Annotated in this window: 10 protein-coding genes; 2 read left to right on the forward strand and 8 right to left on the reverse strand. The window is 62.9% G+C overall.

Annotation, left to right across the window (positions count from 1 at the left end):
* On the reverse strand, positions 1 to 1001 hold a 1001-nt coding region (locus EN984_RS10540; RefSeq protein WP_127383732.1), incomplete at its 3' end, for a cystathionine gamma-synthase family protein.
* A 125-nt stretch (positions 1002 to 1126) separates the two neighbouring features.
* Between EN984_RS10540 and EN984_RS10545 the strand changes: the two genes are divergently transcribed.
* Positions 1127 to 1585, forward strand: coding sequence for an Lrp/AsnC family transcriptional regulator (locus tag EN984_RS10545; RefSeq protein ID WP_127271209.1), 459 nt, complete (start codon positions 1127 to 1129; stop codon positions 1583 to 1585).
* 51 nt (positions 1586 to 1636) lie between these two features.
* On the opposite strand, the gene EN984_RS10550 is transcribed toward EN984_RS10545, so the two are convergent.
* From EN984_RS10550 to EN984_RS10570, 4 genes are all read right to left on the reverse strand, one after another.
* Positions 1637 to 2608, reverse strand: a complete 972-nt coding sequence (locus EN984_RS10550) for an ABC transporter substrate-binding protein (RefSeq protein WP_013894623.1) — start codon at positions 2606 to 2608, stop codon at positions 1637 to 1639.
* A 40-nt stretch (positions 2609 to 2648) separates the two neighbouring features.
* Positions 2649 to 3803, reverse strand: coding sequence for an ABC transporter permease (locus tag EN984_RS10555; protein ID WP_127272549.1), 1155 nt, complete (start codon positions 3801 to 3803; stop codon positions 2649 to 2651).
* Complete coding sequence (locus tag EN984_RS10560; protein ID WP_127272550.1) at positions 3800 to 4678, reverse strand: ABC transporter permease; 879 nt, start codon at positions 4676 to 4678, stop codon at positions 3800 to 3802. Before EN984_RS10560 ends, EN984_RS10555 begins: the two co-directional genes overlap by 4 nt.
* Before the next feature lie 417 nt (positions 4679 to 5095).
* Entirely contained in the window at positions 5096 to 5887 is a 792-nt protein-coding gene (locus EN984_RS10570; RefSeq protein ID WP_127272369.1) for an ABC transporter ATP-binding protein, read from the reverse strand.
* A 142-nt stretch (positions 5888 to 6029) separates the two neighbouring features.
* On the opposite strand from EN984_RS10570, the gene EN984_RS10575 reads away from it, so the two are divergent.
* On the forward strand, positions 6030 to 6434 hold the full coding sequence (locus EN984_RS10575) for a cupin domain-containing protein (RefSeq protein WP_127270638.1): 405 nt from the start codon (positions 6030 to 6032) through the stop codon (positions 6432 to 6434).
* Between the two features lie 328 nt (positions 6435 to 6762).
* Here EN984_RS10575 and hydA read toward each other — a convergent pair whose 3' ends face one another.
* From hydA to EN984_RS10595, 3 genes are all read right to left on the reverse strand, one after another.
* On the reverse strand, positions 6763 to 8214 hold the full coding sequence (hydA, locus tag EN984_RS10585) for a dihydropyrimidinase (protein WP_127270636.1): 1452 nt from the start codon (positions 8212 to 8214) through the stop codon (positions 6763 to 6765).
* A gap of 62 nt (positions 8215 to 8276) precedes the next feature.
* Positions 8277 to 9527 (reverse strand): Zn-dependent hydrolase, encoded by a 1251-nt coding sequence (locus EN984_RS10590; protein WP_127272370.1) that lies wholly within the window; start codon positions 9525 to 9527, stop codon positions 8277 to 8279.
* Positions 9528 to 9538: 11 nt separating this feature from the next.
* The gene (locus EN984_RS10595) at positions 9539 to 9976 is read right to left on the reverse strand and encodes an endonuclease domain-containing protein (protein ID WP_329608536.1); all 438 of its coding nucleotides are present in this window, start codon (positions 9974 to 9976) and stop codon (positions 9539 to 9541) included.
* Positions 9977 to 9982 lie beyond the last annotated feature (6 nt).

A 9982-nucleotide genomic window follows, 5' to 3' on the forward strand; every position in this document is an offset into this window, starting at 1 on the left:
CTGTAGGTGCGGCCAGCCGGCGTTTCCTCGCCCAGGAACGGAAGGTAATGCACCTTCTCGACCTTGGCATGGTCGCGCAGGAATTCGGCGACCAGGCGCGCATTGTCGTTGGCCCGCTCCATGCGGATCGACAGCGTCTCCAGCGAGCGGCCAAGCATCCAGCAGGAATGCGGGTCGAGCTGCGTGCCGATCGCGCCGCGCAGCGCCTTGATCGGCTTGGTGACCGCCTTGCTGCCCATGGCGGCGCCCGCGATGAGATCGGAATGGCCGCCGACATATTTGGTCAGCGAATAGACGGACACGTCGGCGCCATGTTCGATGGGCCGCTGGAAAACCGGGCCGAGCAGCGTGTTGTCGCACACGACGATCGGCGTCGACCCTTGGCTAGCGCCGATCTCGTCGGCGATCTTCCGCATCAGCGCGATATCGACCAGGCTGTTGGTCGGGTTTGACGGCGTTTCGATCAGGATGACCGACACGCGGCCCTTCGCGACGGCGGCGTCGGAGGCCGTGCGCACCGCTGCCTCATCGACGCCATCTACGAAACCGACCGCGCCGATACCGAAGCCGGAGAGCGTGCGCGTCAACAGCGTCTCGGTGCCGCCGTAAAGCGGCTGCGAATGAAGGATGACGTCGCCCGGCCTGATATAGGCGAGCAGCGTGGTGGCGATCGCCGACATGCCGGATGAAAACAGGATGCAGGCATCCGCCCCCTCATAGATCGCCAGCCGGTCCTCGACGATCTCGCTGTTGGGATGGTTGAAGCGCGAATAGACCAGGCCCGACGCCGTGCCGCTCGGCGGCTCCTTGCGGCCGGAGGTGTAGTCGAAGAAGTCGCGTCCTTCTTCCGCCGACTTGAACACGAAGGTCGAGGTCAGGAACACCGGCGGCTTGACCGCGCCCTCCGAAAGTTGCGGATCGAAGCCATAGCTCAGCATCAGCGTCTCCGGGTGGAGCTTGTGGTTGCCGATATGGGTTTTCGACGGGCGTGGCGCGGTCATGAGCTTTCCTGCCTGTTCGAGTGACATAGTGAACGGCAATTTATGCGATCCCGTTCCGCCAGTCCTTGCTATTTTTGGGCTCTCATGGCTGCATTCCCGCAACAAATTGCCCGGAGAGACGGAAAGTGCAGCAGAAGATAGCCGATGATTTCGACCGCAGGATCCTGCGCGAACTGCAGGCCGACGCCCGCATCACCAACAATGAGCTTGCCGAGCGGATCGGCCTGTCGCCGTCGCCCTGCCTGAGACGGGTGCGGCGGTTGGAGGAGACCGGCGTCATCAGGGGCTACACCACCCTGGTCGATCCCTCAGCCTTCGGCTGGAGCATGGTCGCCATCGCCACCATCCGGCTCAGCCGCCAGAACGAGGACGAGATCGTCATGTTCGAGGACGCGATCCGCGGCTGGGACGAGGTGCTGGAATGCCACCTCGTCACCGGTTCGCGCGACTATGTGCTGAAAGTAGTGACGGGAAGCCTCGAACAATACGAGCGCTTCATCAAGGAAAAGATCGCGCGGCTGAAATGCGTCGCCTCGATCGAGACCAGCTTCGTCATGAACACCATAAAGGAACGGCGCCTCTAGCATTTCTGCCGGAGGCGCCGTGTTGAAATATCTAGACGTTACCGAATAGGCTTACTTGACCGCCTTGTCCGTGATGGCGGTGGTGTAGGCGCCGGTCGGCTCCTTGGTGATGATCTTCTGGTCGAGCAACGCCTTGGCGGTGCGCTCGTAGGTCGCCGGGTCGAGCTTGCCGTCGGCATTGTCGATCAGCTTGGCGACTTCGCTCATCATGCGCTTCTGGTGGTTCTCGTCCTGGCCGCCGCCGTCCATGACGATGCCAGCGGCTTCGTCATTGTTGTCGATGGCGTATTTCCAGCCCTTCATCGAGGCGCGCACGAAACGCACCATCTTGTCTTCGAAGGCCGGGTCCTTGAGCTTGTCTTCGGACGCATAGAGCCCGTCCTCAAGCAGGTCGTTGCCCATGGCCGAGTAGTTGAACACGGTCAGCTGTTCCGGCTTGTAGCCGGCGTCGATCAACTGCCAGTACTCGTTGTAGGTCATGACCGAGATGCAATCCGCCTGCTTCTGGATCAGCGGCTGCACGTCGAAGCTCTGCTTCAAGACGGTGACGCCGTCCGGGCCGCCGTCTGTCTTGAGGCCGAGCTTGTTCATCCAGGCGTAGAACGGATACTCGTTGCCGAAGAACCAGACGCCTAGTGTGTGACCCTTGAAGTCGGCTTCGGTCTTGATCGGGCCGTCCTTCGGGCAGACCAGCTCCATGCCTGCCTTCTTGAACGGCTGGGCGATGTTGACCAGCGGCACACCCTTTTCGCGGGCGGCCAGCGCACCGCCCATCCAGTCGACGATGACATCGGCGCCGCCGCCGGCGATCACCTGCTCGGGCGCGATATCGGGACCGCCCGGCTTGATGTCGACGTCGAGACCTTCGGCCTCATAGAAACCCTTTGCCTTGGCGACATAGTAGCCGGCAAACTGAGCCTGCGTGACCCATTTCAGCTGCAACGTCACCTTGTCGGCGGCCATTGCCTGGAACGCGGCGAGCGACATCGCGCCGGCCAGAACGGGAATAATCAGTCTTTTCATTTTTTTACCCTCTGAAGTTAGTGCCCTAAACCCACCGCCCCTATCCACCACGGACAGAGGGATGCCAAAACGTGACGGCTCTTTCGACAAGAGCGACCACGCCATAAAAGACCGAACCCGCAAGTGCTGCAACTGCGATTTCGGCCCAGACCATGTCGATGTTCATCCGCCCGACCTCGGTCGAGATGCGGAAGCCCATGCCGACGACGGGCGTGCCGAAGAACTCGGCGACGATGGCGCCGATCAGCGCCAGCGTCGAGTTGATCTTCAGCGCGTTGAAGATGAAGGGAGCAGCGGCCGGCAGCCTGAGCTTCAGCAGCGTCGGCCAGTAGCCCGACGCATAGGTGCGCATCAGGTCGCGCTCCATATGGCCGGAGGCGGCCAGACCGGCGACCGTGTTCACCAGCATCGGGAAGAAAGTCATGATGATGACAACAGCCGCCTTGGACTGCCAGTCGAAGCCGAACCACATCACCATGATCGGGGCGACGCCAATGATCGGCAGCGCCGAGACCATGTTGCCGATAGGCAAGAGGCCGCGCCGCAGGAACGGCACACGGTCGGCGAGGATTGCGGTGATGAAGCCGGCGCCGCTGCCCACCACATAGCCGAAGATCACCGCCTTGAAGATGGTCTGCCGGACATCCGCGCCGAGCACCGGCAGCGAACCGGCGATGCGCGCGCCGATTGCGCTTGGCGGCGGCAACAGGATGAAGGGAATGCCGGCGCCACGCGTCACCGCTTCCCAGATGATCAGTATCCAGGCGCCGAAGATGGCCGGGATGATCAGGCGCAGCGCGGTGCGAGCCCAGCTTGCCATCGGGCGAAGGCCCGACAGGACGGCGACGCAGCGCCAGCCAAGCAGCCAGGCACCCGTGAGCAGCAGGAAATAGGGCGCCCGTGCCAGGCCCTCGAAGCCGGTGATGCCGCCAATCAGCAGCCAGGCGGCCAGATGCGCGCCGATGAAAAGCACAACCGCTTCGACGACGGACGGTATTCTGGCCATCGAGATCAAAGCAGCGAGAAGCAGCACGCCGAAGATCAGCCAGTTCGTCGCCACATAGGGATACATCAACGTCCCTGCGGGCTGCGCCAGTGCATCCACTTTCGGCGCGGCGATCGGGCCGAGCGCGACCGCGATCAGGCACAGCACGATCGCCGACACCGCCTGCCAGGAGGGTTTCAGCCAGTTCATGCCGGCCTCCCGCCCATGGCGCGGTCGACGAGGCGCCCGGCAATGCCGACAACCATGACCAGAAGTGCCGCCACCACAGACCCAGCAACCAGCGCAGACCAGATGTCGATGGACTGGCTGTAATAGGCGCCCGCCAAAAGCTTGGCGCCGATGCCGGCGACCGCACCGGTCGGCAATTCGCCGACGATGGCGCCGACCAGGCTTGCCGCCACCGCCACCTTCATCGAGGTGAACAGGAACGGCACCGAGGCCGGCACACGCAATCTCCAGAAGGTTTGCGCACGACTGGCATTGTAGGTGTGCATCAGGTCGAGATGCATGATCTCGGGTGAGCGCAGCCCCTTCACCATGCCGACAGTCACCGGGAAGAATGACAGATAGGTCGAGATCATCGCCTTCGGGATCAGGCCGCTGATGCCGATCGCCCCCAGCACGACGATGATCATCGGCGCCACCGCCAGGATGGGAATGGTCTGCGAGGCGATGATCCACGGCATCAGGCTGCGGTCGAGCGTCGCCACATGGACAATGCCGACCGCAATGATGATGCCGAGCGCGGTGCCGAAGGCAAAGCCGAGCAGCGTCGACGACAGCGTCACCCAGGCATTGTAGACCAGGCTGCGGTTCGAGGTGATAGGCCGCAGGAAGGTGTTCTCGAAGAAATTCACCGCCACCTGATGCGGCGCCGGCAATGTCGGCTTCGGCTGCGACAGCGTCTTGCCGATGAGTTCGCTGAACGTGGAGGTCTCACCGGCGCGACGGTCGAGATCGCGCTGGAACGGCGCGTTGAGGATGACAGCGAAGACATACCAGAGCACGACCACCCCAGCGAGGATCGAGGTGACGGGGATGAGTTTGTCGCGGAAGGTGTCCATTAGGTGCGCTCCCCTTTGCCCAACGGCAAAGAGCGGCCATACCCATTCTTCGTCATCCTAGGGCGAAGCAAGGAGCGAAGCGACGCGGCGCAGACCCTAGGATCCATGCCGTTACCTCTGTGCTCCACAACGGTGCGGAACAAGGCTCCCTGTGCCTCGCCCTGCTTGGCCTGTTTTCTCAACCGTTTTCGCCTTTCGGCCGGCGTCACGGCATGGATCCTAGGGTCTGCGCAGGCCGCTGCGCGCCTGCTCTGCCCTAGGATGACGAAGGGGTGGTTGACCGCTCCCTTTACGCACGCCGCCTCGCGGTGCCCTGGGATGACGAAGGCGCGGTGGGCCGCCCCCTCACCCGACCTCCGCTTCGCTCCGGCCACCCTCTCCCCGTTGGGGAGAGGAGGGAGCCCGTCGATTGCTCCCTCAATCATCATAGCTGTGCCCTGCCCGCAGCCCGTCGCGCACGCGCGCTGCGATCGCCAGAAACTCCGGCGTCTCGCGGATGTCGAGCGGCCGCTCTCTCGGCAGTGTCGATTCGATGATGTCGCTGACGCGGCCCGGCCGCGGTGACATGACGACGATGCGCGTCGACAGATAAACGGCTTCCGGAATGGAGTGGGTGACGAAGCAGATGGTCTTGTTGGTGCGTCCCCACAATTCCAGCAATTGCTCGTTGAGATGGTCGCGCACGATCTCGTCCAGCGCGCCGAACGGCTCGTCCATCAGCAGCAGGTCGGCATCGAAGGCCAGCGCACGGGCAATCGAGGCGCGCTGCTGCATGCCGCCCGAGAGCTGCCAGGGATATTTCTTCTCGAAGCCAGAGAGGTTGACGAGCTCGAGCGTGCGCTTGATACGCTCGCCTTGCTCCGCCTTGGACAGGCCCATGATCTCCAGCGGCAGCCCGACATTGCGCTCGATCGTCCGCCACGGAAACAGCGCGGCGGCCTGGAAAACATAGCCATAGGCGCGTTTCTCGCGCGCCTGCTCTGCTGTCATGCCATTGACCGAAATCGTCCCCGAGGTCGGCTTCTCCAGATCGGCGATGACGCGCAGCAACGTGGTCTTGCCGCAGCCCGAAGGGCCGATGAAGGAGACGAACTCCCCCTTGCCGATGGTGAGATCGACGTTTGACAGCGCCTGCACCGGCCCGTCATTGGTCTGGAAGGTCAGTCCGAGTTTGCTTGCCGCGACGACGGCTGGCGAAGTCCCCGTCATCGGCTGCCGCCTGCCTGTTTCCGTCCCTGCGGCGGCTGGAATCCGATTGCTTTTATCGCGATGTTGTTTTCCACTTATCCTGTCCCATTTGGCCCTGTCCCACTGACCTTGTCCCACTCGATCGACGCCCGGAGTTTCCCCGATGTCGCCCAAACCCACCTGTCATCTTATCCGCCCTGAAAGCACTTATGAAGGCAAGCAGGGATTGACCTATTTCGCCGGCATCGCCGCCGAGACCGTCGGCGCCTCCGGCATCTGCATGCACATGCTCACCATGCCGCCCGGCGCACGCGCCAAGGCGCATATGCATGAGAGCCACGAGACGGCGATCTACGTGCTCTCCGGCGAAGTCCACACCTGGTACGGCGACCGGCTCGAGCATCATATCGTGGTCAAGGCCGGCGACCTCTTCTACATTCCGGCCGGCGTGCCGCATCTGCCGGCCAATCTGAGCAGCGCCCCGTCTTCGGCCGTCATTGCCCGCACCGATCCCAACGAACAGGAAAGCGTCGTCCTGCTGCCGGAACTGGATGCACTGGTCGCCTGAAGCCGGTATCGACGGGCTAGGATCCCACCGGTCAATTGCCCGAGGTTTGCGCTGCCCCTCATCGCCCTGCCGGGCACTTCTCCCCGTATAGTGACGGGGAGAAGGACGATTTCGCGGAGGATTTCGCCAATCTCCGACGTTACAAAAAAGGGCGGCGAGGTTGCGTTCATCTCCCTTCTCCCCGTCAGTATACGGGGAGAAGGTGCCGGCAGGCGGATGAGGGGCGGCGCCGAGTTCGGCAATTATCGGCACTGCGACACATCCCCAAAGGCGGCGCCGTGTTTGTCGGCAATCATCCGTTTCTTGGCGTTCTTCGAGCCGCGCAAGCTCAAACCCCGGTCGCCGGGATGCCGGTGCGTTCCACCTTGCGCGGCGCGGAGATTTCCTTCCACGTCGACAGCGCCCGGTTGACCGCCGCATTCGGCTCGCGGCCAACGAACTCGCCATGACCGGGCTTGGCCTTGACCTCGGCCTCCTGGATCGACAGTTCGCCACGCGAGAACACGAACCGCGGCAGACCGGTCACCTCGAACCCTTCGAACACGTTGTAGTCGATGACAGACTGCTGCTTCTTCGAGGTGATCTTCTTCTTGCGCTGGGGATCCCAGACGACGATGTCGGCGTCGGCGCCCTCTACGATGGCGCCCTTCTTCGGATACATGTTGAGGATCTTGGCGATGTTGGTCGAGGTCACCGCGACGAACTCGTTCATCGTCAGCCGGCCGGTGTTGACGCCGGTGGTCCAGAGCACCGGCATGCGGTCTTCAAGCCCGCCGGTGCCGTTCGGAATCTTGGTGAAATCGCCGACGCCGTTGCGCTTCTGCTTGGTGCTGAAAGCGCAATGATCGGTCGCCACCACCTGCAGCGAGCCCGCCTGCAGGCCCGCCCACAGCGAATCCTGGTGTAATTTGTTGCGGAAGGGCGGGCTCATCACGCGGCGCGCCGCATGATCCCAGTCCTTATCGAAATACTCGCTCTCGTCCAGGGTCAGGTGCTGGATCAGCGGTTCTCCGAACACCCGCATGCCCTTCTGCCTCGCGCGGCGGATCGCCTCGTGGCTCTGCTCGCAGGAGACATGCACGACATAGAGCGGCACGCCGGCCATGTCGGCGATCATGATGGCGCGGTTGGTCGCCTCGCCTTCCACTTCGGGTGGCCGTGAATAGGCGTGGCCCTCGGGGCCGTTGTTGCCGGCAGCCAGCAGCTTCTGCGACAGGGCGGCAACGACATCGCCATTCTCGGCATGCACCAGCGGCAGCGCGCCGAGATCGGCGCAGCGCTGGAACGACGCATACATCTCGTCGTCATCGACCATCAGCGCGCCCTTGTAGGCCATGAAATGCTTGAACGAGGTGATGCCCTTGTCGACGACAGTGGCCATCTCGTCGAACACCTGCTTGCCCCACCAGGTGATCGCCATGTGGAAGGAGTAGTCGCAGGACGCTTTCGAGGTCTTGTTGTCCCACATCTGCAAGGCTTCGAGCAGCGACTGCTGCGGCGCCGGCAGGCAGAAATCGACCACCATGGTGGTGCCGCCGGAGAGCGCGGCGCGGGTGCCGGATTCGAAATCATCGGCCGAATAGGTGCCCATGAACGGCATTTCGAGATGGGTATGCGGGTCGATGCCGCCCGGCATGATGTAGCAACCGGTGGCGTCGAACTCGTGGTCGCCATGCAGGTCCGAGCCAATGGCGACGATCTTGCCGTGCTGCATCAGCACATCGGCCTTCCAGGTGCGGTCGGCGGTGACGATGGTGCCGTTTCGGATAACTTTGGTCATTAGCTGTTCCCTTGTTCTCTTCGCGCTTCTTTGCGAGCGTCGTTTGGAGGTAGATTCTAAGCTCACTCCATGATGACAGCCGTCTCCACCACCGCATGGAACAAAACATCGGCACCTGCCGAAGCCCATTCCTTGGTGATCTCCTCGGCCTCGTTGTGGCTCAAGCCGTCGACGCAGGGGCACATCACCATGGCGGTGGGCGCGACGCGGTTGATCCAGCAGGCGTCATGGCCGGCGCCGGAGACGATGTTGCGGTGGGAATAGCCGAGACGTTCGGCGGCATCGCGGATCACCTTGACGCAACCCGCGTCGAAGGTGACCGGATCGAAAGCGCCGACCTGCTCGATCTCGTAGCGGATGTCGAGCGCATCGCAGATCGTGTCGATGCCTTCGCGGATGCGGCCGTCCATGGCGTCCAGCACTTCCTTTTCCGGGGAGCGGATGTCGACGGTGAAGACGGTGCGCCCGGCGATGATGTTGCGCGAGTTAGGATAGACCTCCATGTGGCCGACCGCGCCGACGGCGTCCGGCTGGTAGTCCATGGCGATCTCATGCACCAGTTCGATCACCCGGGCCATGCCGAGCCCGGCATTGCGGCGCTTGGGCATCGGGGTCGAGCCGGTGTGGGCTTCCTTGCCGGTCAGCGTCACCTGGAGCCACTTCAGGCCCTGGCCATGAGTGACGACGCCGATGTCGATATCTTCGTCCTCGAGGATCGGACCCTGTTCGATATGCAGTTCGAAGAAGGCGTGGATCTTGCGATCGCCGACCTTCTCGCTGCCTTTCCAGCCGATGCGCTCGAGCTCCTCACCGAATTTCTTGCCCTGCTTGTCGACATGCCCGTACACATCGGCCTGGTCGAGCACGCCGGCGAACACGCCGGACGCCATCATCGCCGGCGCAAAGCGCGAGCCCTCCTCGTTCGTCCAGTTGGTGACGACGATCGGATGTCTGGTCTTGATCCCGAGATCGTTGAGCGAGCGCACCACTTCAAGCCCGCCCAGCACGCCGAGCACGCCGTCGTACTTGCCGCCGGTCGGCTGCGTATCGAGATGGCTGCCGACATAGACCGGCGGCAGGCTGGGATCGGTGCCTTCGCGGCGGGCAAACATCGTGCCCATTTCATCGACGCCCATTTCGAGCCCGGCCGCATCGCACCAGCGCTTGAACAGATGCCGCCCTTCGCCGTCTTCGTCGGTCACGGTCTGGCGATTGTTACCGCCGGCAATGCCGGGGCCAATCTTCGCCATCTCCATGATGGAATCCCACAAACGGTCTGAATTGATTCGCAGATTCTCGCCGGGTGCGGCCATGCTCTAAAACCTCATCGATTGCGGGGCGACGGCGTCCCCCTCCCCCTCGAGGGGAGGGTGGCCGCGAAGCGGTCGGGTGGGGTCGGCTGACATATGCTCAACCTTCCCCTTGACCATCTCGCGACATGCCACGCGCTGTTTATGACATCGGGCTCGTCAACACGGAAGACGTGAAACCCGAGAGAGCGCAGATAGGCATCACGAACAGCATCGTGCCGTTTACCCTTCTCGTGTTCGTGCAGATCACCGTCGACCTCAACGATCAGCTTCACCGCCAAGCAAACGAAGTCAACGATATAAGGCCCAATCGGGCACTGACGGCGAAACTTGATGCCTCCCGATTTCAACTCCCGCAGTTCATACCACAGGAGGGATTCGCCCTTGGTCGCGTGAACTCGAAGCGCGCGCGCCTTCTGGCGCATTTCGAAGCTCACGCGGGTACGGGGCATCAGACG

Source organism: Mesorhizobium sp. M7A.F.Ca.CA.004.12.1.1 (genome assembly GCF_003997835.1).
Classification (GTDB): domain Bacteria; phylum Pseudomonadota; class Alphaproteobacteria; order Rhizobiales; family Rhizobiaceae; genus Mesorhizobium.